Here is a 24,325-nt window from a genome sequence, read left to right as displayed (position 1 = left end):
TTGTCCGAGTCTCGCCGTCACACTAACTTGCCCTCAACGACCCCATTTCATGCAGCCTGCTGCCAATTGGTGATCAGGACATCGGTCGCGTAGCTGAGGTCGAGGCCCTCCCCACCCCAGTTCGGGATTATGGCGTCGGGCGCGATGCCTTTGTGTCGCCGCCGGAGTTCGTCCGCGTCGCCGGACATCGTCGGTGCGTGAATCATCTCGATTCCCGAAGGATGGTGAAACGAGAAGCGTTGATCGTCGAGGGCTTCGATGAAGAAGTACCCGTCGTGCAGCGCTCGATGGTGTTCGCCGCACAGCAGGACCAGGTTGTCGAGCGTGGTCTTGCCTCCCCGTGAGCGGTAGGTGACGTGATGGGCATGCAGAAATCGAGTGCGCCCACATCCGGGCACCGTGCAGCATCGATCTCGAATGATCAACTGCCGCAATTGGGTTCGGCTCGGCGCTTTCGCAGTCGAACTCCACCGCACAGTCTTGCCGAGGCGGCCGTGGCCGACCGATCGCATGACCGCAGAACACAGCACCTGAGCCAACGTTTCGTCGTCCAGACCCGGGCCGTCGTCGAAATGGGCATGATCGTGACCCGCCTCGTCGATGCCGCCGAGGTGGACCAACACTTCCGCCGCCGGTGAGACAACCGGTGAATCCATTCCGGCACAGACCATCTCGGCCATGGCAATCATCGCCGGCACCGGATTGGACGGTGCCGGAGCCGCCCGGTCACCCTCGGATTCGCCCTCGGTTCGGGTGCGCTCGTACTCCGCCCTGGTCAATGCAGCCAGAAACCGCTTGCCATCCTCGGGCCGAAAACGCGCCGTCAGCACGAGCGAGCCGTCGTCCTCGTCCCAGCGCCACCGCCCCACGGACGGATCGGCATCGACTCCGTTTCCCCTGGTCGGACGCATCGCTTTCTTCAGGCCACGGCACAGACGCTCGATGTGGGCGGCGGGTGCATCGAGCGCCTTCTGCAGCAGCGACGCCTCGTTGTCGACCGTGGCCACCCTCGTCATCGCCCGAACCTTGGAGTACGAGACCGTGCCGCTCAGGTACGCCGAGGTGATCAGCGGCAACTCCCGCATCGCCTTGGCCACCCGCACCTGCTCACGAGCCGTGTGCAGGTCGACTCCCGCACGCCACGACAACCAGTGCGCACAGGATCGTACTTCCCATCCCGCCCATCCGCGTCGAGCATCGAACTCACCCACCAGAATCAGATACTGCGCTGACGCGGCAACGATCTGACCGGCCAGAGCGCAGATCTCGGTCTCGATTTCTCTCGTCTCGATCCGGCCCGCCTCGGATCCTGCTTCTTGCATGTCGCTCATGAACGCCCCCATTCATCGAATGCATGTTCGACGAAGCGTACGACGCGGTACCGACAAGAACTTCTCGACGAGGTCCGACGCGTCCCCGCGGGGACGTTCAGAGCTTGCTTTCTCGCTGTCCGGCCCGATACTGACACCGGATGCTGGTTCCGAGCGGAGGGCGGTAGGCGCACGTGAGCGACGACCCGCCGGTACCCGAGCAGGCCACGAGGCATCCGGCATCGACTGGGCAGCGAATGCACTACATGGCCGACGTCCGCAATCCTCTCGCGCGCTTTCGCAGTCCGCTGCGCAGCACGTGGCTGACGTCGCTGTTCGGTGCGGTACTGCTCGTCGCGCTGCCGATCATCACGGTGACGGGGCTGCTTTCGTACAGCGCCTACGGACCGCAGTTCGGCCAGGCCAGACCCGGAGCCGTCGGGTGGCTGCGGTTGCCGTACTTCGACTGGCCCACCAACCCTGCCTGGCTGTACCAACTCACCCAGGGCCTGCACGTCGGGCTCGGGCTGATCATCGTGCCGCTCGTCATCGCCAAACTGTGGTCGGTGATGCCCAAGCTGGTCGAACTACCACCGGTCCGATCGCCGGCACATGCGCTCGAACGACTGTCGCTGTTGGCACTGGTCGGTGGCCTGCTGTTCGAGATCGTCACCGGCGTTCTCAACATCCAGTACGACTACGTGTTCGGTTTCGACTTCTACGCCGCTCACTACTTCGGTGCCTGGGTGTTCATCTCCGGATTTCTCGTGCACCTCGGCCTCAAGGTTCCGCTGATGTGGCGCACCCTGAGGTCCGAGTCTCTGATGGACGTGTTGCGGGCTCGCAACGACGCTCCGGACCAGCAGAGCGACGACAGCCCCCCGTCGACCATGAGTCGACGCGGAGCCATCGGATTGGTCGCTGCCGGAATGGGTTTCGTCGCGATGTTGACCGTCGGCCAGACGCTCGGAGGAGTGCTGCGCAAGGCTGCGATTCTGCTGCCTCGCGGACGCTCGTACGGTGACGGCCCCAACGACTTCCAGATCAACCGAACCGCCGAAGCTGCGGGGATCACCGAGGCGCAGACCGGGCCCGACTGGCAACTGACGATCAGCAGCGCAGCCGACGACGCCGTCCCGGTGGTGCTGTCTCGGGGCAGGCTACTGTCGATGCCGCAGCGCACTGCCGAACTTCCGATCGCGTGCGTCGAAGGATGGTCGACCACGCAGACGTGGACCGGTGTCCCGTTGGCCGAACTCGCCGCGCTGGCAGGCGTACCCGCACCGCGATCGGCCGAGGTCACTTCGCTCGAGCAGAACGGCGCATTCACGCGTGCGGTACTACAGGGAAATCAAGCGAGCCATCCGGATTCGTTGCTCGCGTTGCAAGTCAACGGCGTGGATCTCTCGCTCGATCACGGATTTCCTGCGCGCGTGATCGTGCCTGCGCTGCCGGGCGTCCACAACACCAAATGGGTTGCCACCATCGTGTTCCGTTCGTGACTTCCGGCTGTGCGCTTTTCAAACCTCCGTGAATGGTAAAGAATCTTTCTTCGGTGGCCCGTGGGGCTGCCGACGAGGGTGTGTTCTCTCGCCTCGATGAGTTCCGAAGGTCATGCCACGATGCTTGCTTTCTCCAGAGGCCTCCTCGCCGCAGGTGCAGCGCTCACGCTGCTGTTCGCCGCAGGATGCTCGTCGTCCGAATCGGGCAATGCCGTTGCCGCAGACACCACCACCTCGTCCTCCACGTCCGCCGCGGCCGGCACCACCGATGACGTATCCGGCCAGGAAGGCATCGACGCCGGCGGCTCCACCGACATCGATGTCGAGATCGGTCAATGCGTCCAACTCGGCGGAACGATGACGGCCGCCACCATCGAGAACGCCGAATGCGGCAGCATGGAATCGAACTACAAGGTCATCGCCAAGGCCGAGCAGAACGAGCAGTGCCCCACCGACGTGAATCAGACCTACTACGAGACACTCGACGGTGTGGAGCAGGGGGCACTGTGCCTCGACGTCGACTGGGTCGTCGACGGCTGCATGAGCGTGCCCACCGTCGGTATGGATGAGCCCTCACGAGTCGACTGCAACGACCCCACCGCGACCGACGTCGAACAGGTCACCGAGATCAAGACCGGTACCGCCGATCCCAATGAATGCCCCGAGGGTGGATTCGCCTACGATTCAAGGCAATTCGTCGTCTGCACCACGACGATCTCCTAGTCGCGCTGCGCCGTCACCATCTGCGTGACGTAGCGGTAATCCACGTAGCTGTGGCGGGCGATGGCCGCGTGTACTGCGCCCAGGACCTCGCCGCGGCGCACGTCGTCCAGGGCGAGATGGCTCGAGTACGTGGCGGCCATGGCGCAGAATTCGTCTGCGGAGTAGCGCTGAACCCATTCGTATGTCGAGGTCGTCCACGGACCGAAGCCGGCAGCGCAGGGCACGTTCGACTCCGGTTGCGCACCGAGAGAACGCACCAACAGGTGGGCCACTGCCGACTCGGTTGCGTCGTAGGCCGCCCTGACCGCTTCCCATGCCGGGCCCTCTAGGTCGCCCGGCATGTTCCACCACAACCGAAGGGCACCGCCGGGGACCAACGCGCGGGCCGCCACCGCAGCTCCTTGCCCGTGGTTCACCCAATGCCAGGATTGGGCGGCCACCACTACATCGAACGCCGCTGCCGGGACTGCACAATCCTCGAACCGTGACACCTGCACTTCGACGTCGCGGTTCTCGGTGCGCCGCCGAACCAGCTCTGCCATAGCCGGATCCGGTTCCACCGCAACAACGGACGCGCCGAGTTCAGCCAAGGCAACGGTGGCTTTACCGGTACCTGCTCCCGCCTCGAGCACTCGCAGCCCGTCCCCGGTCACGATGTCCGCGTACAACTCGGCGGGGTAGCCGGGACGGGCCCGGTCGTAGTTCTCGGCAACCTTGCCGAAGCTCAGTGCACGCGATGACTGCTGTCCGTCGGTCACCGTATCGACGGTACCGAGCGCTGACTTGCCAGGAACCGTACGTTTCGTAAAGAGTGAGACAGGTCACTGAGCAACCCCCGGCGCACGAGGAGAATCGATGACCGAGACCACTGCACCTCCGAAATGGAAGGTGGTCGGCCCCGGACTCGTGGTCGCCGCAACCGGCATCGGGGCTGCCGACCTCGTCGCGACTCTGGTGGCCGGCTCGCGCTACGGCTACGCATTGCTCTGGGTCATCATCGTCGGCGTCGTCATGAAAGTCGTTCTGGTGGAGGGTGCCGGCCGCTACACGTTGGCGTCGGGCAACACGATCTTTCAGGGCTGGCGTTCGCTGGGTAAGTGGACGACGGTCTATTTCGCGCCGTACATCGTGATCTGGGGATTCGTCTACGGTGCTGCGGCGATGTCGTCGAGCGCGTTGCCGATCGTCGCGCTGTTCCCGGCCCTGGATCTGAAGGTTGTCGCCATCGCGTCCGGGCTCCTCGGGTTCGCGTTGATCTGGCTCGGTAGCTACGGGTTCTTCGAGAAGATCATCACCGTCTTCGTGGGCATCATGTTCGTGACCGTGATCGGCGCTGCGGTAGTGGCGGTTCCGAACGTTCCCGCCATCGTCAAAGGCATCGTCCCCACCATTCCCGACGGCTCCATCGTGTACGTCCTCGGTCTCGCAGGTGGCGTCGGCGGCACCATCACGCTCGCCGCATACGGCTACTGGCTGCGCGAGAAGGGCTGGATCACACCGAAATTCATGCGCGTCATGCGCATCGACAATTCGATGGCCTACGTCATCTCCGGCATCTTCGTCCTCGCCATGCTCATCGTCGGTGCCGAACTGCTGTACTCGTCGCAGATCGCGATCTCCACCGGCGATCAGGGCCTGATTCAACTCTCCGACGTGCTCGCCGAGCGCTACGGCACGGTGTTCGGGTACGTGTTCCTCATCGGATTCTGGTCGGCGTCGTTCTCGTCGCTGATCGGGGTGTGGAACGGTGTGAGCCTGATGTTCGCGGACTTCGTCGGCAATCTGAAGGGGCTCGAACAGGGCCACCCCGAAACACGCGTGGGCGGTAAGTACTTCCGCTGGTACGTCGCATGGTTGACGTTCCCGCCGATGGCGCTGCTGTGGCTGGACCAACCGATCGGGCTCGTGCTCGCGTACGGCGTCCTCGGGGCGGTGTTCATGCCGTTCCTGGCGGTGACACTGTTGATTCTGCTCAACAGCGATCGGGTGCCACAGCAATGGCGCAACGGCTGGTTCACCAACCTCACGCTGGGTATCTGCGCATTCCTGTTCGCGTGGCTCGCCGTCGACCAGGTCTTGGACGCACTCGACAAGTACGTGTACTAGTCGGCCGCCTCCAGGCGGGCGCGTAGCGTCGACTCCGTGTGCTTGATCGCCTGACCCACAACGGGTTCGACCACAGCGCCGAGCACCTTGCCTGCAATTCCGCCGGGAAGGCTGTAGCGGAACACCACATCCAGACGGGTACCGCCGTCTGCCGTGTCGGAGAACGACCACGTGGACGAGTTGGACAGGCCCTCGACCGATTCGAGCGTGAGCCTCTCGTTGTGGACCCATTCGGTCACGTGCACAACGGAGGTGAGAGCCTTCGGACCGATCTGCATCGTCGCGTCGTACGTGGCTCCGAGACCGGACAGGATGTCGCTCCTCGGCTCGAACCGGGTGATGCCGAACATCCACTGCGGGACGTTTCTGAAGTCGTCCATGTAGGCGAATGCCGCATCACGACTGGTCGATGCCACGGCCGAACGATTGATTTCACGCACTCGTGCACCTTAGTACATGCTACGGCGTGTTACGCATACTTTGGCGGTCCGTTTCAGCGGCGCACGTACCCCGCCTGCATATCCACCACGTTGACCAATTCCGAACCGCGGACGTACCGCTGCAGGTTGTCCTCGAACAGCGCCCACAGACGCTCCGCGAAATCGTCGGAGTCGCCCGCCAGATGCGCGGTCAGGATGACGTTGTCCATGTCCCACAGCGGGCTCGTGTCCGGCAATGGTTCGACCTCGAACACGTCCAACACGGCCCACCCGATCTCTCCGGATCCCAGGGCATCGCACAGGGCCCGCTCGTCGACGACGGGACCGCGGGCGATGTTGACCAGGCCTGCATCGGAACGCATGGCCCCCAGCACCGCCGCGTCGACGAGTCCGCGCGAGGCATCGGTCAGCGGTGTCGCCAGCACGATCACGTCGTATTCGCCTGCATACGAGGGCAATTCTCGAAAGTTTCGGATCCGCGAGAACTCCGAATCGCCCGGTCGCTCGGACGTTGCCGCGGCCTCGACGCGCATACCGAGCGCGCCGAGTACCCGGCCGATCTCGCGTCCGATCGAACCGGGACCGACGACGAGGGCGGCGCGACCGTGAATTCCGCCGGCAACTCTGTGTTCCCACACCCGCTCGCGCTGCCGAGCAAGCGCCCGGGGCAACTTCTTGACCGACGCCAGGATGCCGGCTGCGACGTACTCGGCGATGGCCCGGTCGAGGATGCCACCGGAATTGGTCAGCGTCCACGGACTCTCGCGCAGAACCGGGTCCAGCAGTCTGTCGACTCCGGCACTCGACGCGTGGATCCAGCGAAGATTCTCGGCATCGGGCCACACGCCCCGCAGATCGGCAGTCTCGAAGGTCCGAAACAGCAGCACCTCGGCCCACGACACCGCGTCGGCGAGTTCGTCCATCAGGCAGCTTCGGAACTCGACTCCATCGATCCCGGGGAAGGACATCCGGTCCGAACCGCTCTCGACCACAAGCACGTTCACCACAGAACTCGCCACCTCCGTACCATGGCACCGTGCTCACCGTGGAACCCGCAACTGCCGCCGACGCGGCAACGATACTCGGCCTCAGGCACGCAGCCGAGGACTGGCTCTCGGATCGAGGGATCGATCAGTGGACGCCACGCGAGGTGCCCCTCGGCACTGTCGCAGCGCAGATCGAGGCAGGAGAGTTCTACGTCGCCCGACGCGATCCCGGCGGCCCGATAGTCGGAGCACTGCGCTTGATCGGATCCGACCCGATCATCTGGTCCGAGCACGACGAACTGGCCTGCTACGTACACGGATTGGTGATCGACAGAAGCGAGGCCGGTACCGGCCTCGGCGCGTCGCTGCTCGAGTGGGCGTCGGAGCAGACTCGCCGGGAAGGACGCTCGCTGCTGCGTCTGGACTGCGCCGAGACCAACGGCGCGTTGCGCAGCTACTACCTCGATCAGGGTTTCCGCTACGTCGGCCGCCGCGAGTTCGCCGAGGGCAGTGCATGGTTCAGCGTTGCCCTGTTCGAGAAGTCGACCGATCGGTAGTGTCTCGCCCATGGGCGAGAACCGAGATCGTATGTTGCGTGGAGAGCTGTACCGAGACAGCGATCCCGAATTGGTGGCGTCTCGGATCGCGTGCGGCACGCTCCTGAGCCGATTCAACGCAACCGACGCAGACCGGAACGAAGAGCGTCGGGAGATTCTCGGCGAATTGCTCGGATCCTTCGGAGACGATTCGTGGATCATGCCCAGGTTCCAATGCGATTACGGCACAAACATTTCCATCGGATCGAACAGCTTCCTCAACTACGACGCGATCCTGTTGGACTGCGCGCCCATCACCATCGGCGACGATGTGTCGATCGGACCACGGGCACAACTGCTGACGCCGCTGCACCCCATGGAAGATCACGAGGCGCGCCGAACACGCTGGGAGAGTGCTCTTCCCATCGTCATCGGGAACAACGTCTGGCTGGGCGGCGGAGTCATCGTGTGCCCGGGCGTCACGATCGGCGACAACTCGGTGATCGGTGCAGGCAGCGTCGTCACCCGGGACGTGCCGTCGCACACCTTCGCTGCCGGAAACCCGTGTCGGACCATTCGCGCCCTACCGTGAGATCACCTCGTGCAAGATCTCGTCGGAGTCACCGACGAGCGTGTCGACGGCCATCCGGGCGCCCCACCAGATGCCCAGCCATCCGATAGCCGCGGCCACGGGAACGGACAGGTACGCGAACGCACCGGGCAGGAGCAGTGCCAGCAGCAGACCGGGCACCACCGACACTCCGAGTACGACCATCGACAGCAAGATCAATGCGAACGAACCTCCGTTGAACGACCCTCGGGTGTTCAGCGAAAAGGCCTTGGTGGGTTCGGGGACCGGGTAGGTGGCACGGACCGAGATCACGACGATGAGCCCGGCACTGACGCCGAGCATCGACAGCGTCACCGAGATGGGGACCGCCAACCGGTCGAGTCCGAGGTCGCCGAACACTCGGACCACCGTCGTCGACACGATCGCGAACGGTGCCGCAACCATCAGCCACGCGATCTGCCGACCACGGACGTCGTCGCGCAGAGCCTGCGGAATCATCACCAGATGCCACATCGAACCGCCGTCGAGGCCGTACAGATTCGACCCCGCGCCCATCGCCAAGTAGATCACCATCCACGCACCCCACGCTGCGCTGAACGGAATCGAGTCGGTCAGCAACGGGCCGACGCCTCCGAGCACCGTGAAGATCAGCACCGACAGCAACTGGCTTCGACGACGCACGTCGCCGCCCCACAGGGACAACTCCCGCATCACCACCGCGCCGACACGGGTAGCGCGCCAGCCGGTGTCGCTGTTGCGGCCGTTCGTTGCCGTCTGCTTCCGCGACGCGCCGTACGAGGCGGACACCCGCCCCTCGAAGAGCCGCAGCACAAGTCGCTGCCACGCCCACACCACTGCGACGTCGAGCAGCAGCAGGCCGGCCACTGCGCCGATCGCGAGAGGCCAGTTGCCGTCGAGCGCAGCGTCGACTCCGGTGATTCCCCAGCTGAACGGAATCGAATGTGCCAGCGTCAGAGGCCATGTCACTTCGCCCGACAGCACCCGAGAGAAGTTCTGGGTGATGGGGAACTGCAGGAAGTACAGGCCGCCGAACACCGCACCGAACGCCAGCAGAGCGAGCTCTCGACTACGCCGACTCTTCAGTAGCTGAGACATCGCCACGGTGACCACCCTGGACAGCGTCACGAAGAGTACGACGGTCGCAGGCCAGGCCACCAGGGCAAGCGGAAGTGCTGCGAGAGAACGGGACACGGCGTAGATCGGGATCGACGCGGTCGCGATGGCCGTCAACGGCACCAGCATCCCGTACGCCGAGGTGGCCAACAGGGCATGCGCCAGGCGTGAAGGTTTCACCGACAGCATCTGGAAGTGGCGGGGCTGGATGTTGTCGTCGGAGATCCCCGAGAGCACCGGGAACAGCACCCAGCTCAGACCGATCAGTGTCAGCCCGAGGCTCACGGTGCCGCCGACCAACACCTGCGAGGCTCCACTGCGCGCAGACAACACACAAGCCAATACCGCGAAGACCAGCCCCAGCAACCCGAACACGGTCTTCACCACTGCTTGGCCGCCCCTGAATTGCCTGCGGTAGAGCGTGATTCGCATCTGCAGGACGGTTCGACCGAGAGACGTCACGAGCGCATCCAGGACAGGCCGTCGGGGTTCTGTTCGCGAGTACCGACCAGGCGAACGAAGGCATCGTCCAGACTTCCGCCGTTGCGGACCTCGTCCACCGTTCCCGCAGCCACGACTCGGCCACCGGTGATGACGCCGACGTGGGTGCAGAGCTGCTCGACGAGCGCCATCACGTGACTCGACAGGATCACCGACCCGCCGGAGCGAACGAACTGGACCAGAATGGTGCGAATGGTGGTGGAGGAGATGGGGTCGACCGCCTCGAAGGGCTCGTCCAGCACCAACAGCCGGGGGCCGTGCAGCAGCGCCGAGGCCAGTCCGATCTTCTTGGTCATACCCGCCGAGTAGTCGGCGATGACGGTTCCCCCGGCGTCGGCAAGATCCAACGCGTCCAACAGCTCGTCCCGACGCTGCGCAATCACGTCCTCGGGCATCGCGCGCAGTCGTCCGAAGTAGGTCAGAAGCTCGTGGCCGGTGAACTGGGATGGCAGAGCGAGCCCGTCGGGCAGTACTCCGAGTAGCTCTTTCGCGGCGATGGGGTCGGCCCAGACGTCTCGTCCGAACACCAGACTTCGGCCGTACTGTGGCCTGAGCAGACCGACCGCCATGGACAGACACGTCGTCTTGCCTGCGCCGTTGGGGCCGACGAGTCCGAACGTCGAACCGGGTGGAACCATCAGCGACAGGTCGTCGACTGCAACTTTGGGGCCGAAAGCCATACAGAGGTGCTCGATCAGCAGGGCAGCAGAATTCGTTTGCACGGGTAACAGACTAACCGGTATGGGACGGTTCGTCATCCGGTATCGATCAGCCGTCCCGGTACCATCTGGGCATGAATCGCACGGCAGTGGTCACCGGAGCTTCGTCGGGTATCGGACACGCGGTTGCGCAGGCGCTCCTCGCCCGGGGGTATCGAGTGATCGGCACCTCCCGCAATCCGGACTCGATGACCGACGCGCAACGGGCCACCGGCGTCGAGTATCGCGCTCTCGACCTCACCGATGCCGAGTCGATCCGGAACTTCGTCGCCGATCTCGGTGTCGTCGACGTGTTGGTCAACAACGCCGGTGAGAGTCAGTCCGGGCCGTTCGAGGAGCTGCCGACCGATGCCATCGGGCGGTTGTTCCAGTTGAACGTCTTCGGTGCAGTGACGCTGTCCCAGGGCGTCATTCCCGGTATGCGCGAGCGTGGATACGGCCGCATCGTGATGATCGGATCGATGCTGGCCAGCTTCCCGCTCGCCTACCGCTCGTCCTACGCGTCGACGAAGGCCGCCATCAAGGGCTTCTCCGATGCCGCGCGCCTGGAACTTTCACCCTTCGGGGTGTGGATGACCACCGTCGAGCCGGGCTCGATCAACACCGGAATCAGTGAGCGACGAACCAAGTACATCGCACCGGATTCGGTCCACCGAGACGACTTCCACACCGCGATCTCGTCCCTGGACCGCAAGGAGGGAACCGGCATCTCCGCCGAGGACGTCGCGGAGGTGGTGTTGAAGGCCATCGAGGCCGACAAGCCGAAACCGTTGTACGCCAGAGGAAGCAACGCACCGATCGTGTTCATGGCGCGGCGGTTGCTCCCGGCGACCTTCATGGAGAAGACAATCGCGAAGATGTTCGGCCTGAAGCGGTAGCCGACGTCACCCGGCGATCGCCGCGTGCATTTCCCAGACGATCACTTCGGCTCCGGTTGCGGTGCTCAGTTTCTGCCCGCCGCCTCCGGAAATCCGCACGGCGTCGCCCTCGGCGAGTACGCCGACAACTTCGAGCATCGCTTCGCCCTCGGCTACGAAGATGTGCACGAACGGCGCGTCGGGAACGTCGACCGGGGCTTGTCCTGGCTGCAGACGTGCAGCGTGCATCGCGGCGTACTTGTTCTTGATTCGGATCGCCGCGTGATCGGCGTGGCGCGCCATCCCTGACGCCACCGGAACCAAACCGCCACTGAGCAATTCGCCGTCGATCTCGAGCTGTTCGTAGCCCGGGGTGATGCCCTGTTCGTCGGGCACAACCCACATCTGGACGAATCGAACGGGATCGCCGTGCTTGCCCGAGTACGAGCCGGCGGTCTCACCGAGTCGCCACGAGTCGTTCTTCTCGGAGTGCAGGATTCCTGTGCCCGCACTCATGCGCTGCGCGAGACCGGGATAGATGACGCCGGAGTGGCCCATCGAATCCTGGTGCACCAGCGATCCTTGCAGTACCCAGGTCACGATCTCCATGTCACGGTGCGGGTGGGTGTCGAATCCCTGCCCGGGGGTGACGATGTCGTCGTTGTTGACCATCAAGACGCCGTGGTGGGTGTTGCCACGATCGAAGTGGTGGCCGAAGGAGAAGGAGTGCTTGGAGTCTAGCCAGCCGATCTTGGTCTTGAATCGCTCGTCGGCCCGCCGGACGTCGAGTGTGGTTGCTGCAGAGGTCATGTCATTGCCTCGAATCTCGAAGTATGGGGTCAGAGGACGTGCGACCCGTACATCTCACCGAGTGGATCGGCGATCAGTTCGAGACGCGCACCGTCGGGGTCGCGGAAGTACAGCGAGACCTCGCTGTGCTCGATCAGTTCCACTCCGGCGTCGATCAGCTTGGTACGCAGGTGTTCCCACCTGGTGGGCTCGACGCTGATCGCCACGTGGTGGAGGCCGCCGAGCACCTCTGCATACGGTCCGACGTCGAGTCCGGGAAAGTCGAAGAACGCCAGCAGGTTGCTGTTGCCGATATCGAAGAAGAAGTGCGAGGAGCCTGGGTAGTCACGGTTCTCGATCAGTTCGGTGAGCGGGAACTCGAGAAGATCCTGGTAGAAGCGAACCGTGGCTTCGACGTCGCTGCTGACCAACGCGGTGTGATGCAGTCCCCGGGCCGACGACGCGGGCCGCTCGCCTGCAGGCTTCATGTGCTGGGCACGAATGCGGTCACGCTCGATGGTGTGCTGATCTGTCTCGGTCATCGCTCTACCCTTCGGTCAAGTAGTTGCTTCGTCAACTACTACGAACAGTACACCGAGTAGTTGCGTTGTCAACTAATATGGACCCATGGAATCTCCACGGTGGCTCAGCCAGGACGAACAGTCGGCCTGGCGCAAATACCTCGACGCGACTCGGCTGCTGCTTCGCGATCTCGACAACCAGCTCACTCGCGACTCCGGTATCTCGTTCACCGACTTCGAGCTGCTGGTGGTGCTCTCCGAAGCGCCCGATCGCCGACGCCGCATGAGCGAACTCGCCGACGCCGTCACCACTACTCGAAGCGGCGTGACGAGGGCCATCAGCCGGTTGGTCGAGTGCGGTTGGGTTCGACGCGTCAAATGCGACGACGACAAGCGGGGCATGTCCGCCGAACTCACCGAGTCCGGCCTCAGCACCCTCGCCGAGGCCAGTCCAGGGCACGCCGCAGCGGTGCGGGAGAACATGTTCGACCTGGTGAACCCAGAGGATCTCGCGGCCCTCACCCGCACTTTCTCGGCAATGCGGAACCACGCGTCGTGACCCTCACCCACATTCCCGGCGAACAGCGGCATCACTGGTGGAACGAATGGCTCGACTCCAAACAGTCCTTCCCCGCCACCGGCAATTACGACCTGGCGGCGAACGCGCACGGGCTGCTGATGGTGCACAACGAGGACACCGTCTTTCCCGGGGAAGGCTTCGACTCGCACGAGCACCGGAACATGGAGATCCTCACGTGGGTACTCGAGGGCACGCTCGCGCACACCGATTCCGAGGGCCATTCCGGGCTGATCCGCCCCGGGCTGATTCAAAGAATGAGTGCGGGCACCGGCATTCGCCACACCGAACGCAATGCGTCGAGCCTGACCAGCCGCGACAAGCTACGCGTCGTACAGATGTGGATCCCGCCGGATGCCGACGGACGAGTGCCCTCGTACGACGAACTGGACATGCGCGACGAGTTGGCATCCGGCGAGCTGGTCTGTGTGGCATCGGGAATGCCGAGCAGAAGTGGAATACACATCGGCAATCGCTTCGCGGCACTGCACGTTGCGCGGCTCCCGCCGGGGCAATCCATCACCGTTCCCGACGCGCCGTTCGGTCACGTCTTCGTCGCCGACGGTTCAGCGATGTTCGAGGACATCGGCGAGCTCGCCCAGGGTGACGCGGTGCGACTGACCTCCACCGGCGGACACCGTGTGACAGCATCGACCGCGAGCGAAATCATGATCTGGGAAATGCACGCCACCTTCGCCTGAGGGAGTGTCGACCATGCCGACCGTCATCACCGACGATGCCGTCACCCTGAACTATCTGGACGAGGGCACGGGCCCGGCCGTGGTGCTCATTGCCGGTTTCTGCGCGCCCGCGACGACGTGGGTGCTGCAGCAGAAAGCGTTGGTGGACGCCGGATATCGCGTTCTGGCGCTCGATCGACGAGGACACGGTGCCTCGGAGGCACCGACCCACGGGGCGTCCATGGAGCGGCACGGACGCGACGTGGCGAGCTTCTTGTCCGAGGTGGGCGTCGACGAGGCCGTCTTGATCGGCGGCTCCATGGGGGCGAGCACCATCTGGTCGTACATCTCGCAATTCGGCACCGAGCACGTACGAGCCGTCGTATCGGTGGATCAGACGCCGAAGATGGTGAACACCTCCGACTGGAAGAACGGCTTCTACGGTCTCACCGAGGACAACCGAACGACGTTCTTCGACAACGGAATACCTGATACCGGACACGGCCTGCCCAAGTGGAAGTCCGTGCCGTCGCTCCTGAAGCTCGTGCTCGCGCTACGTGCGGTTCCGAAGATGGCGTCGCCCGATACCCCGCCGATGCAGGCTCTGCTCGCAGACCACGCTGCCCGAGATTGGCGCGCGACCATCGCAGCAACGGATCGGCCGTACCTGATGGTCGCCGGGCGTGAGAGTCAGTTCTGGCCCGCTGCACACGCTTCCGAGTCCGTGGCAGGCAACTCACATGGCCGATCGGTAGTGCTGGACAAATGCGGCCACGCCGCGAACATGGACCGACCGAACGAATTCAACACGGCAATGCTGGAGTTCCTCGACTCGATCGAGTGAGGTCACGCGTGCGGGTGGCCGCCCAATGCCTCCGCGCACGCAACAAGATTGCGATGCAGCACTTCCCGCTCCTGCGCGGAGAGCGATTCGATCATGGTGCGTTCCACGTCTGCGACGGCGGCCGACGCTTGTCGTAGGCGTTCGATTCCCCGAGCCGTCACGTGCAGGCGTTGGTCTCGACCGGCACCTTCGATCTCCACCAAACCATCGCGCGTCAGCCCGGCCAGCAGCTGATGGGTTGCCTGCCGGCTGACGAACACCGCGCGGGCGAGCTCTGCGTTGGACAGCCCCGGCTTGTGTGCGAGGAGTTCGAGGCTCGAATACTGCGAGACCGTGATGTCGAGTTCGCGGAGGCGGTCGTCCATCGCCGAACGCAGTGCGGAGGTGGCCCGCTTGAGGGCGTAACCGATCGAGGTGTCGAGGTCCACTTGACTCATGTCAACATCTTGACATAAATTCCATTCGTCAAGAACTTGACGACCACCTCGAAAGGACCCCACATGACCACGGCTACCGTTTCCGGACCGAGCTTCCTCTCTCTGCAAGTACGCGACCTCGCCGTCAGCGCAGACTTCTACGAAAGCCTGCTCGGCTTGGTCCGCGCTCCCCAGGCACCCCCCGGCGCGGTGGTGTTCACGACCTCACCCATCCCGTTCGCCGTCCGAAACCCATCTCCCGGAACCGATCTCGACAGCGGGCGGGCCGGACTGGGGGTAGCCCTGTGGCTCTCCTGCGACGACGCCGAGGCGTTGCACGCGTCACTGGTCGCCGCCGACGTGCCCATCCTGACAGCACCCTTCGACGGCCCCTTCGGTAAGACCTTCGTCCTCTCCGACCCGGACGGATACGCGGTGACCGTGCACAGCACCTAGTTCCGAAAGAATTATTGCGAAATATTTATTTCGGGTTATGGTTGTCGTATGACCCCACCACCTCCGCATCGGACGCCACGGAAGCTGACGGACATGTCCGAGCTGAAGGCGCTGACGCATCCCATCCGGCTGCGACTGCTCTATGCGTTGCGCGCCAACAAGTCGATGACAGCGACCCAGCTCGGCGATCTGGTGGACGAGTCACCCGCCTCGGTGAGCTATCACCTACGGAAACTCGCCGAGCACGGGTTCGTGAAGGAGGTCGAGAACGGATCGGACAAGCGTCAGCGCTGGTGGTCGGAGGCCAACGAGGGAGGGTTCAGCTGGTCCGAGAACGACTTCTCGGACTCACCCGAATCGTTGTCGGTTGCCAAGGCATCCATGGATTCATGGCTGGCACACCAATGGTCACGTCTGCTCGACTTCGGCCGAACCTCGGAATCATGGGGCCAGGACTGGGTAAACGCGGCATTCAGCAGCGACGACGTTCTGCGGCTCACTGCGGAGGAAACGAAGACCATGGGCACGGAGATGCGCGCCGTTATCGACAAGTGGCGTCGACGTGGGGAAACCGCGACCTCGGGGGAGCGCGAACACGTCATGGTTCTGATGCACGGATTCCCCACGACACCATAGGAGTTGGCATGTATCCGTTCGATCCGCACACGTACCTGTTCATCGCCCGGCACGATCGCGAGTTGCATGCGCTTCGAGCCGAGCGCCGCAGACTGGCTGCCGCCCAGAAACGCCTGCGCCGCGACGAACTTCGCGTTCAGCGCGCATGGGACCAGTTGACGGCGTCGCTCGCCGATGTCTCCATGTCCGAGCGAAGGGTGCTCGAGCTGATTCATCGGTGAGGAATGCTGCCACTACTTCGCGGCAGCCCGCTTGGCGAGTACCTTCGAGATTCCCAGCTGCGCAGCGACGATGATGCCGCCCACGATCGCGCCGATGATCGCCGACGCGAGGGTGTTGACGATCCATGCCAGCACTCCGCCGATGCCGGCCACGCCGCGCACTGCGTCCTCGCCGTGGTGCACGAGTTCGTAGATCGGATGGAATCCGAGCTCGTCGATACCGACGAGCAGGATGTGTCCGCCGACCCACAGCATCGCCGCGGTGCCGACGACCGAGAGCACCGACATGACCTTCGGCATGCCCTTGACCAGGCCTCGGCCGAACTTCTCCACGAATCCGGTGGAGCCGTCGGCCAGTTTCAGACCGATGTCGTCCATCTTGACGATCAGCGCGACGACTCCGTAGACGACGATCGTGATGACCACGGCGACGACCGCCAGGATGATCAGGCGGCTCCAAAAATCCTCTGCAGCAATGGTGTCGAGCGCGATGACCATGATCTCGGCGGACAGAATGAGGTCGGTGCGCACTGCGCCGGAGACAACGGTGTCCTCGTCGCGCGGCTCGTCCTCGGCTGCGGCGTGATGGTCGCCGTGGCCGAACAGCGCGCCCCAGATCTTGTGCGCGGCCTCATAGCTGAGGTAGCAGCCGCCGAGCATCAGAATGGGTGTGAGCAGCCACGGCAGGAACTGACTGAGCAACAAGGCGATCGGCAGAATGATGAGCAGCTTGTTGCGCAGTGAGCCCACGGCGATGCGCTTGATGATGGGCAGTTCACGTTCGGCTGCGAGACCGCGAACGTACTGCGGCGTCACGGCGGCGTCGTCGATCACGACGCCGGCGGCCTTGGCCGTCGCCTTGCCCGTCGCCGCACCGACATCGTCGATGGACGCAGCTGCCAGACGAGCCAGCGCTGCCACGTCGTCGAGCAGGGCTACGAGTCCGCCGGCCATCACAAACCTCCGCTTCGATACGAGAACACCGCTGGGCTCCTCATGATGCGAGCCCTTGGAACCCTACCGTCCGCAGGTGGTCTGTGATCGCCGTCCGGCCCGCCTGGGTGCTACGCGATCTTGCGCTCCTGCTCGGCCTCGACGACCTTTGCCGGCGGCAATCCGATGCTCGGGTCGTGTCCTCGGAAATTCTTCAGCCACCAGCTCCAGTCCTCGGGCACCAGCGAGAACGGGTCACCATGGCCGAGCTCGCGTGCAGCCCACACCGGCCAGTGCGGGTTGGCCAACGCCGGACGACCGAGCAACACCACGTCGATCTTGCCGTCGCGGATCACGGCGTCCGCATTTTCCGGAACGCCCAGATTCCAGCTGCACGTCACCGGGATATCCAGCTCCCGCTTGACCCGCGCGGCCCGCTCGACCATGAACCCCATGTCGCCGAACGGTGGGTCCACCATGTCGTCGGTGTTGAAGCCGAGGCTGACATCCGCCATGTCGAGCCCGTGTTCCTTCATCCATCCGATGGCGATCATGGATTCGTCGAACTGAACTCCGTCGGGGTGGTGGTCGTCCGAGCCCAATCGCATGGTGAGCGGGTACTTCTCGGGCCACACCTCGCGCACTGCGTCGAGTGCCTCGAGGTGGAACCGGGCCCGGTTCTCCAGGCTTCCGCCGTACTGATCGGTGCGCTGGTTCGCCAGCGGGGAGAAGAAGCTGGCACCGAGATAGCCATGGGCGTAGTGCATTTCGAGCCACTCGTATCCGGCTTCCGCAGCTCGGACAGCTGCGTCGGCGTAGCTCTGGTGGATGGCCTTGATCTCGGGCACGGTGAGTTCGTGGACGGGGAACGAGTGGTCTCCGCCGTAGGGAATCGCCGACGGCGCAACGCACTCCCATCCGTCGGGATGGTCTGCCGGAAGCTGGTGCCCGCCTTGCCACGGTGGCACTTCACTGCCTTTGCGTCCGGTGTGGCCCAACTGAATGGCCGGGACCGAACCCATCTGCTTGATCATCGCCGTCACGCGAGCGTGACCCTCGATCTGGTCGTCCTCGTAGATTCCGGCGCAACCGGGAGTGGTGCGTCCGTCGGGCGTGATCGCAACCTGTTCCGGGAACACCATCCCGAAACCGCCGGCTGCGCGCGCACCGAGGTACATGAGGTGGAAGTCGTTCATCTTTCCGTCGACGGCGCGGTACATCGTCATCGGCGACATGGCGATGCGGTTTCGAAGCGTGACGCCTTTGAGCGTGAACGGACTGAAGAGATCGGGCATGGCAGTGGTCCTTTCCTCGGTAGAACCACCTCATCACCTGGCACGTTTCGACCGACTACACCGGTGGTGCAACTCGGTGACGGTTTTCTCACCGTCCAACTCACCCGAGTGTGAGGGCCGGTGTGCGGCTTCCTGTACGCGCACCGGTCCACGGTCGATCTTCACTGCCGGTACGAGCTCATGAAGTTGCCGAGCCGCTCGAGCGCCGTTGCGAGATCGTCCACGTTGGGCAACGTCACGAGCCTGAAGTGATCGGGCACATCCCAATTGAATGCGCGGCCGTGGCTGACGAGGATCTTCTCGGATTCGAGGAGGTCGAGTACGAATTTCTCGTCGTCGACGATCCCGAATCGGTCGGTGTCGAGTTTCGGGAACATGTACAGCGCACCCGCGGCCTGGACACAGCTGATTCCGTCGATGGAGTTGAGCATGCGATGCGCCAGGTCACGCTGCGCGGTCAGCCTGCCCGCCGGCAGTAGGAGATCCTCGATCGACTGCCGACCGCCGAGCGCGGTCTGTATTGCATGTTGCGCCGGCACATTCGCGCACATGCGCATGTTGGACAGCAGCGTGATGCCCTCGATGAAACTCGCCGCGCGTCGACGCGGGCCGGTGATCGCCAGCCGTCCGGCACGAAATCCGCACACCCGGTACGCTTTCGACAGACCCGAATAAGTCAGGCACAGAATGTCTTTCCCGGTCAAAGTGGCGAGGTTCGTCATCACCGACCCGTCGTAGACGATTTTCTCGTAGATCTCGTCGGCCAGCAGAATCAGATCGTGCTTGCGGGCCAGATCGACAAATCGCTCCAGTGCCTCACGCGGATACACCGCTCCCGTGGGGTTGTTGGGATTGATCACCACGATCGCGCGGGTGCGGGGGGTGATCTTGGCTTCGAGGTCCTCGAAGTCCGGAGCCCAGTCCTGGCTTTCGTCGGCCAGATAGTGGACGGGTACGCCCCCGGCGAGAGCCACCGAGCCCGTCCACAACGGATAGTCGGGCGACGGGATCAGGATTTCGTCTTCAGGGTTGCACAAGGCCTGCATCGTCATGGTGATCAATTCCGATACCCCGTTGCCGAGGTAGACGTCGCCGACGTCGAGATCGGTCAGGCCTTTGGTCTGGTAGTACTGGACCACCGCGGTGCGGGCAGAGAACAGGCCCCGGGAATCCGAATAGCCCTGTGCGGTAGGAAGGTTGCGGATCATCGCCATCATGATCTCGTCCGGTGCCTCGAAACCGAACGGGGCAGGATTGCCGACGTTGAGCCGCAGGATCGCGTGCCCCTGCTCCTCGAGTTCTTCGGTCTTGTCCAGAATGCGTCCGCGAATGTCGTACCGCACGTTCTCGAGCTTGCGCGCCTGATCGATCGATTTCGTCACTTCGAAAACTCCTCCTGCCGAACGGTCGGCGACATCCGGGTCCGGACCGCCACTGTTGCACACACGATGACCGCCGCTCCACCCACGAGCACCGGCCAGGTCACGCCCTCGCGCAGGATGATCGCGGCCCAGCAGATGGTGAGCACAGGTTGGATCAACTGGACCTGGCTGACGCTGGACATCGGACCGATCGCCAATCCCCGGTACCAAGCGAAGAACCCCAGGTACATGCTCACCACCGCCAGGTACCCGAAGGCTGCCCACTCGGGCGCACCTGCTGTCGAGGGTTGCTGCCACCACGCGAACGCGGCCGATGCGCCGGTGACCGGTACGGACACGACCAGCGCCCACGACACCGTCTGCCACGCACCGAGTTCTCGCGACAACAGGCCGCCCTCGGCGTATCCCACCGCCGCGGCGACCACTGCTCCGAGCAGCAGCAGATCCGACCACTGCACACCCGTCGACTGCCCGCCTTGCAGAGCAGCGAATCCGACTGCGACGGCAGCGCCCACGCCTGCGACCAACCAGAACATCGGCCGCACGGGTTGCCGTTCGCGAACGACAGCGACGACGGCGGTGGCGGCCGGCAGCAATGCGATGACAACGGCGCCGTGCCCGGCCGATGCAGTGGTGAGAGCGTACGAGGTGAGCACCGGGAAGCCGATGACGACACCGGCCGCGATCACCGCGAGCCGCATCCACTGCCGCCCCTGAGGGAGCCGTTGCCCAGTAGCGGCGAGCGCTACCGCAGCCAATGCGGCGGCGACCACAGCGCGTCCAGTTCCGACGAAAAGCGGGGACAGGCCCCCGGTGACGGCGACGCGGGTCAGCGGCACCGTGAACGAGAACGCTGTGACGCCTGCCAGGCCCCAGAGCAGTCCGGCGCGGGATAGCAGACCCGTCCCAGACCGAGTAGCGCTACTATGCTGTGTCATGTCCGACGATAGCAGTTCCCGGATCGTGTCTGCACTGAGAATATGGATTGCGACTGCGCCACCGGAAGCCCGGCTGCCGTCCACCCGCGCCTTGGTCGCCGAACATTCGGCAAGCCCGGTCACGGTTCAGAAGGCCCTCCGCACGCTCATCGCACAGGGCACCATCGAAAGCCGGCCTGGCGTCGGCACATTCGTCAAGACGGTGCGCACAGCCCGCCCCAACGATTACGGATGGCAGACTGCAGCTCTGGGAGCGCCGGACAATCGACTGCAACTGCCGGCGGCTCTGCAGTCGACCTCCAGCGACGTGATCGCTCTGCATTCTGGCTATCCTGCTCGAGAGTTGTTGCCGGAGCGGCTCGTTCACGCGGCATTCACCCGCGCCTCCCGCACCGACGCGGTGATCGCCCGACCGCCCACCGCGGGTCTACCGGAACTGCGGGCATGGTTCGCCGCCGAGTTGGGGGCGTCGACACCGTTGGGCATCACGCCACCGTCGGCCAGTGACGTCGTCATCATCCCCGGCAGCCAGACCGGACTCAGCACGGCATTTCGGGCCCTCGTCGGCGCTGGGCGGCCGTTGCTCATGGAGTCCCCGACGTACTGGGGCGCGATCCTTGCTGCCACGCAGGCAGGTGTCCGCGTCGTACCGATACCCAGCGGCGTCGACGGTCCGGACCCCGACGCGCTCGCTCGGGCATTCGCGCACACCGGCGCTCGGGCGTTCTATGCCCAACCCACGTTCGCCAGCCCCACCGGTGCACAGTGGTCGCCTGCATTGTCCGAACAGATCCTCGCCACTGTTCGACGCCACGGCGCGTTTCTGATCGAGGACGACTCTGCCCACGATTTCGGCATCACCTCGGAGCCGAGTCCGCTGGCCGCACGGGACGACGGCGGGCATGTCGTCTACCTTCGCTCACTCACCAAGACGGTGTCACCCTCGGTTCGCCTGGCAGGCCTGATTGCTCGCGGGCCCGCACACGAGCGCATCCTCGCCGATACGGGGGCCGAATCGATGTATGTCAGCGGGATTCTGCAGTCAGTCGCGCTCGACGTGGTGACGCAGCCTGCCTGGCGAACCCACCTGCGGCGGTTGCGTGCTCAGCTGGCTTCGCGTCGAGACTTGTTGGCGAACAGCCTCATCGAGTTCGCACCGCGTGGACATCTCGACGCGGTGCCCCGAGGTGGACTCAATCTCTGGATGCGACTGAGCGACGACGCAGATCTGGAAAGCGTTGTGCGCGAATGCAAGTCGGCGGGCGTCATCGTCGGGGCCGGCGACCACTACTTCCCCGCCGAACCAACCGGAAAGTACCTTCGACTCAACTACGCGGGCCCCAATCCCGGAGAGTTCGCCGACGCGGCGCGCACGATCGGCTCGATCATCTGAGACCGTTGGAGGCATCGACGGCGAACGTCGACTTCCGACCCCACACGAACCAGACCAGGGGACCGAGGAACGGGAACGCCAGTACGACGAAGATCCACACTGCGCGACCGGCGACGGTGTAGTTGGGCGAGCGGATGATGCTGACCAACGCAGCAACGAACAGCACGACCGCGCCGAGCACTGCCACCAGAACGATGGTTCCCAACCCCCACCCCAGCACCTGCTCGGTGGTGGACGGTTGCTGAGACAGAAGTGTTACGGCGTGCATGACGGTTCCTCCGATATAGCTGTTTCGTTGACCTGGTCAACGTTACGAACCAGCAGGCTGCGCCACATCGGTCTGCGTGGGTATTTCGTCGTACATCTCGAGATGTACGACGCGGTCGGGATCGGCTCCGTTGTTCAGTCGACCGAACGACACAAGTCTCTGGGGCACAGAGTATTTGGCTCCGAACGATCATCCGAACAAGGGATATCCGACGCAGTTCGGTTGTGTCACCATCGCTGAGACGGACAGCCCGTCCAGTACTTTCGGTGGAGGAATTGTGTCGAGCAAGAGTGGAATTCGTAAGAACCTGGCGCGCCGTTCGGTGGCGGTGGCCCTGACCGCCGCAGCGTTCACATTGGCCGCGCCCGCGTCGGCCCTGGCCCAGCCCGAACTCGGGCCGATCGTCGACAGCGGAAGCGCCATCGTCGACAGTGGCAGTGCGATTCTCGACGGCGGGAACATCATCGACAACGGTGTACGCATTCTCGGCAGCGGAAGTGCCATCGCCGGCGGCATCCTCGGGATCGACACGGGTTCGGCGAACGGAGGTATCGCGACCCAGCAGTGCAACGCCTCGACACTGTCGGGAGAAGAGGGCGTCACGGAGACCCTGCACGAGTTGGGTCGAACCGGACCGACGTCGTTCGTTCTCGGCTACGACACCGTCGACGTTCCCGATCAGATCGAGGTGTTCTACCAGGGCGCACTGATCCACAACACCGGCTATGTCGGCGGCAGCACCGGCGTCGGCTCGGTGGTGGTGGCAGTTCCGCCCGGCGCCGCAACCAATGTTCTGGTGCGCGTCACCGGACCGGTCGGCACCGTCTGGACCTACACCGTGAGCTGCCCGGCCTGAGAGAGCTACCCACGACAGGCCCCTCCGGCTACGTTGTCACTGAACGACGTGACCTGGGGGGACTGTGCAGAACGTCAAGAACGACTACGCCGCGTGGATGGAACTGGGGCCGGGCGGACTTCCCGCGAACGTGGGCGGCTGGCTGATCACCACTGCCCTGAGGCCACTTGCTCGACGCGATCCACTGACGGTCGCCGGCACATCGAGTCCTGGGCTGCACTGGTATCTCGAACAGCGCCCCGGGACTCGGCCGGCGATCGCGCCGCACCCCATTCCTCATCGCCAACTCACCGATCGAGGTACCCCTGCTTCGATCGAGCGTCTGACTGCCGCCGTCAACGAATACGCCGGATCGGAATCGCCGTTTCACATGGAGCGCAGTCGATTCGAGCGACGAGGCGACGCGCTGTACGTCTCGGACATCAACGCTGCCGCGCCGTGGATATCGCGAACGAAGGGCGAAGTTCTGCACGTACACGAGAGCGAAGGCTCGATGCACGTGGTGATGCAGCCGGACGACGCCCAGACCGTCATCTCCGCCGGGTGGGGTGAACTGCACCCCTTGGCCGGACGCCCGGTCCTCGGGTTACCCGAGACCTACGTCTTCCTCTACGCACCACGAGACTCCGACGACATCTACGGAATCGAACAGATCATCGGCCGCGCGGTCTCCACCGCGAAGGCCTGACTCTGCACTCGAGCGGGGTACCTACAAAGTGGGCTGAACTCTGGGCA

Annotated in this window: 29 protein-coding genes; 15 read left to right on the top strand and 14 right to left on the bottom strand. The window is 64.2% G+C overall.

Annotated elements, in window-relative coordinates; all coding sequences use genetic code 11:
- Positions 1 to 47 precede the first annotated feature (47 nt).
- Positions 48 to 1,331, bottom strand: a complete 1,284-nt coding sequence (locus CH283_RS13715; RefSeq protein WP_176460450.1) for an HNH endonuclease — start codon at positions 1,329 to 1,331, stop codon at positions 48 to 50.
- Between the two features lie 236 nt (positions 1,332 to 1,567).
- Here CH283_RS13715 and CH283_RS13710 point away from each other — a divergent pair, with 236 nt between their 5' ends.
- Positions 1,568 to 2,812 carry a molybdopterin-dependent oxidoreductase gene (locus tag CH283_RS13710; protein WP_094638320.1) on the top strand — a complete coding sequence of 415 codons (1,245 nt, stop codon included), beginning with the start codon at positions 1,568 to 1,570 and terminating at the stop codon, positions 2,810 to 2,812.
- A gap of 96 nt (positions 2,813 to 2,908) precedes the next feature.
- Positions 2,909 to 3,535: an LppU family putative lipoprotein gene (gene lppU / locus CH283_RS28290; RefSeq protein WP_179275563.1), complete on the top strand. Its 627-nt coding sequence runs from the start codon at positions 2,909 to 2,911 to the stop codon at positions 3,533 to 3,535.
- Here the strand turns inward: lppU and CH283_RS13700 are convergent.
- The gene (locus tag CH283_RS13700) at positions 3,532 to 4,293 is read right to left on the bottom strand and encodes a class I SAM-dependent methyltransferase (protein WP_094638322.1); all 762 of its coding nucleotides are present in this window, start codon (positions 4,291 to 4,293) and stop codon (positions 3,532 to 3,534) included. The two genes, lppU and CH283_RS13700, sit on opposite strands and share 4 nt — an antisense overlap.
- Positions 4,294 to 4,390: 97 nt before the next feature.
- Here CH283_RS13700 and CH283_RS13695 point away from each other — a divergent pair, with 97 nt between their 5' ends.
- Positions 4,391 to 5,641 (top strand): Nramp family divalent metal transporter, encoded by a 1,251-nt coding sequence (locus CH283_RS13695; RefSeq protein WP_068049426.1) that lies wholly within the window; start codon positions 4,391 to 4,393, stop codon positions 5,639 to 5,641.
- On the opposite strand, the gene CH283_RS13690 is transcribed toward CH283_RS13695, so the two are convergent.
- Positions 5,638 to 6,081, bottom strand: coding sequence for an SRPBCC family protein (locus CH283_RS13690; RefSeq protein WP_082898666.1), 444 nt, complete (start codon positions 6,079 to 6,081; stop codon positions 5,638 to 5,640). The two genes, CH283_RS13695 and CH283_RS13690, sit on opposite strands and share 4 nt — an antisense overlap.
- A 53-nt stretch (positions 6,082 to 6,134) precedes the next feature.
- Positions 6,135 to 7,085 carry a D-2-hydroxyacid dehydrogenase gene (locus CH283_RS13685; RefSeq protein WP_094648576.1) on the bottom strand — a complete coding sequence of 317 codons (951 nt, stop codon included), beginning with the start codon at positions 7,083 to 7,085 and terminating at the stop codon, positions 6,135 to 6,137.
- 32 nt (positions 7,086 to 7,117) lie between these two features.
- On the opposite strand from CH283_RS13685, the gene CH283_RS13680 reads away from it, so the two are divergent.
- Together CH283_RS13680 and CH283_RS13675 are read left to right on the top strand one after the other, a co-directional pair.
- Positions 7,118 to 7,624: a GNAT family N-acetyltransferase gene (locus CH283_RS13680; RefSeq protein WP_094638325.1), complete on the top strand. Its 507-nt coding sequence runs from the start codon at positions 7,118 to 7,120 to the stop codon at positions 7,622 to 7,624.
- A gap of 10 nt (positions 7,625 to 7,634) precedes the next feature.
- Complete coding sequence (locus CH283_RS13675; RefSeq protein WP_094638326.1) at positions 7,635 to 8,195, top strand: sugar O-acetyltransferase; 561 nt, start codon at positions 7,635 to 7,637, stop codon at positions 8,193 to 8,195.
- On the opposite strand, the gene CH283_RS13670 is transcribed toward CH283_RS13675, so the two are convergent.
- Together CH283_RS13670 and CH283_RS13665 are read right to left on the bottom strand one after the other, a co-directional pair.
- Positions 8,187 to 9,770: an ABC transporter permease gene (locus CH283_RS13670; protein WP_094638328.1), complete on the bottom strand. Its 1,584-nt coding sequence runs from the start codon at positions 9,768 to 9,770 to the stop codon at positions 8,187 to 8,189. The two genes, CH283_RS13675 and CH283_RS13670, sit on opposite strands and share 9 nt — an antisense overlap.
- Entirely contained in the window at positions 9,767 to 10,567 is an 801-nt protein-coding gene (locus tag CH283_RS13665) for an ABC transporter ATP-binding protein (RefSeq protein ID WP_094638329.1), read from the bottom strand. The genes CH283_RS13670 and CH283_RS13665 overlap by 4 nt, the downstream gene beginning before the upstream one ends.
- Positions 10,568 to 10,602: 35 nt before the next feature.
- On the opposite strand from CH283_RS13665, the gene CH283_RS13660 reads away from it, so the two are divergent.
- A complete protein-coding gene (locus CH283_RS13660; protein ID WP_094638331.1) occupies positions 10,603 to 11,406 on the top strand; it encodes an SDR family oxidoreductase in 804 nt (267 codons plus the stop codon).
- A gap of 6 nt (positions 11,407 to 11,412) precedes the next feature.
- On the opposite strand, the gene CH283_RS13655 is transcribed toward CH283_RS13660, so the two are convergent.
- Both CH283_RS13655 and CH283_RS13650 read right to left on the bottom strand, forming a co-directional pair.
- Positions 11,413 to 12,195, bottom strand: coding sequence for a pirin family protein (locus tag CH283_RS13655; protein ID WP_094638333.1), 783 nt, complete (start codon positions 12,193 to 12,195; stop codon positions 11,413 to 11,415).
- 29 nt (positions 12,196 to 12,224) lie between these two features.
- Positions 12,225 to 12,716, bottom strand: coding sequence for a VOC family protein (locus tag CH283_RS13650; protein WP_068049417.1), 492 nt, complete (start codon positions 12,714 to 12,716; stop codon positions 12,225 to 12,227).
- 85 nt (positions 12,717 to 12,801) lie between these two features.
- Between CH283_RS13650 and CH283_RS13645 the strand changes: the two genes are divergently transcribed.
- The 3 genes from CH283_RS13645 to CH283_RS13635 are packed head-to-tail and all read left to right on the top strand — an operon-like array spanning position 12,802 to position 14,796.
- Entirely contained in the window at positions 12,802 to 13,254 is a 453-nt protein-coding gene (locus tag CH283_RS13645; protein WP_094638334.1) for a MarR family winged helix-turn-helix transcriptional regulator, read from the top strand.
- Positions 13,251 to 13,973, top strand: coding sequence for a pirin family protein (locus CH283_RS13640; RefSeq protein ID WP_094638336.1), 723 nt, complete (start codon positions 13,251 to 13,253; stop codon positions 13,971 to 13,973). Before CH283_RS13645 ends, CH283_RS13640 begins: the two co-directional genes overlap by 4 nt.
- Before the next feature lie 13 nt (positions 13,974 to 13,986).
- Entirely contained in the window at positions 13,987 to 14,796 is an 810-nt protein-coding gene (locus tag CH283_RS13635; protein ID WP_094638337.1) for an alpha/beta fold hydrolase, read from the top strand.
- Positions 14,797 to 14,798: 2 nt separating this feature from the next.
- Here CH283_RS13635 and CH283_RS13630 read toward each other — a convergent pair whose 3' ends face one another.
- Positions 14,799 to 15,233 (bottom strand): MarR family winged helix-turn-helix transcriptional regulator, encoded by a 435-nt coding sequence (locus CH283_RS13630; protein WP_068049409.1) that lies wholly within the window; start codon positions 15,231 to 15,233, stop codon positions 14,799 to 14,801.
- Positions 15,234 to 15,296: 63 nt separating this feature from the next.
- Here CH283_RS13630 and CH283_RS13625 point away from each other — a divergent pair, with 63 nt between their 5' ends.
- The 3 genes from CH283_RS13625 (at position 15,297) to CH283_RS13615 (ending at position 16,525) form a co-directional block, all read left to right on the top strand.
- The gene (locus CH283_RS13625) at positions 15,297 to 15,668 is read left to right on the top strand and encodes a VOC family protein (protein ID WP_094638338.1); all 372 of its coding nucleotides are present in this window, start codon (positions 15,297 to 15,299) and stop codon (positions 15,666 to 15,668) included.
- A gap of 93 nt (positions 15,669 to 15,761) precedes the next feature.
- Positions 15,762 to 16,304, top strand: a complete 543-nt coding sequence (locus tag CH283_RS13620) for an ArsR/SmtB family transcription factor (protein ID WP_094638339.1) — start codon at positions 15,762 to 15,764, stop codon at positions 16,302 to 16,304.
- A gap of 8 nt (positions 16,305 to 16,312) precedes the next feature.
- Complete coding sequence (locus CH283_RS13615; protein WP_094638340.1) at positions 16,313 to 16,525, top strand: hypothetical protein; 213 nt, start codon at positions 16,313 to 16,315, stop codon at positions 16,523 to 16,525.
- 12 nt (positions 16,526 to 16,537) lie between these two features.
- Here the strand turns inward: CH283_RS13615 and CH283_RS13610 are convergent, their stop codons facing one another.
- From CH283_RS13610 to CH283_RS13595, 4 genes are all read right to left on the bottom strand, one after another.
- Positions 16,538 to 17,479 carry a DUF808 domain-containing protein gene (locus CH283_RS13610; RefSeq protein WP_094638341.1) on the bottom strand — a complete coding sequence of 314 codons (942 nt, stop codon included), beginning with the start codon at positions 17,477 to 17,479 and terminating at the stop codon, positions 16,538 to 16,540.
- 110 nt (positions 17,480 to 17,589) lie between these two features.
- Positions 17,590 to 18,753: an NADH:flavin oxidoreductase/NADH oxidase gene (locus tag CH283_RS13605; protein ID WP_094638342.1), complete on the bottom strand. Its 1,164-nt coding sequence runs from the start codon at positions 18,751 to 18,753 to the stop codon at positions 17,590 to 17,592.
- A gap of 161 nt (positions 18,754 to 18,914) precedes the next feature.
- Positions 18,915 to 20,135 (bottom strand): pyridoxal phosphate-dependent aminotransferase, encoded by a 1,221-nt coding sequence (locus tag CH283_RS13600; RefSeq protein ID WP_094638343.1) that lies wholly within the window; start codon positions 20,133 to 20,135, stop codon positions 18,915 to 18,917.
- Positions 20,132 to 21,073, bottom strand: a complete 942-nt coding sequence (locus CH283_RS13595) for a DMT family transporter (protein WP_176460448.1) — start codon at positions 21,071 to 21,073, stop codon at positions 20,132 to 20,134. The genes CH283_RS13600 and CH283_RS13595 overlap by 4 nt, the downstream gene beginning before the upstream one ends.
- Between CH283_RS13595 and CH283_RS13590 the strand changes: the two genes are divergently transcribed.
- Positions 21,072 to 22,466, top strand: coding sequence for an aminotransferase-like domain-containing protein (locus CH283_RS13590; RefSeq protein ID WP_094638344.1), 1,395 nt, complete (start codon positions 21,072 to 21,074; stop codon positions 22,464 to 22,466). The genes CH283_RS13595 and CH283_RS13590 overlap by 2 nt on opposite strands.
- Here the strand turns inward: CH283_RS13590 and CH283_RS13585 are convergent.
- Positions 22,459 to 22,734 (bottom strand): PLD nuclease N-terminal domain-containing protein, encoded by a 276-nt coding sequence (locus CH283_RS13585; protein WP_094638345.1) that lies wholly within the window; start codon positions 22,732 to 22,734, stop codon positions 22,459 to 22,461. The genes CH283_RS13590 and CH283_RS13585 overlap by 8 nt on opposite strands.
- A gap of 277 nt (positions 22,735 to 23,011) precedes the next feature.
- On the opposite strand from CH283_RS13585, the gene CH283_RS13580 reads away from it, so the two are divergent.
- Both CH283_RS13580 and CH283_RS13575 read left to right on the top strand, forming a co-directional pair.
- Positions 23,012 to 23,590, top strand: coding sequence for a hypothetical protein (locus tag CH283_RS13580; RefSeq protein WP_176460447.1), 579 nt, complete (start codon positions 23,012 to 23,014; stop codon positions 23,588 to 23,590).
- A gap of 64 nt (positions 23,591 to 23,654) precedes the next feature.
- A complete protein-coding gene (locus CH283_RS13575) occupies positions 23,655 to 24,278 on the top strand; it encodes a luciferase domain-containing protein (RefSeq protein WP_094638346.1) in 624 nt (207 codons plus the stop codon).
- Positions 24,279 to 24,325 lie beyond the last annotated feature (47 nt).

This window comes from Rhodococcus sp. 05-2254-2 (assembly GCF_002259095.1).
Taxonomy (GTDB): Bacteria; Actinomycetota; Actinomycetes; order Mycobacteriales; family Mycobacteriaceae; genus Rhodococcoides.
Note: the sequence above shows the minus strand (reverse complement) of the source record. Positions and strands in the feature narration are given on the sequence as shown.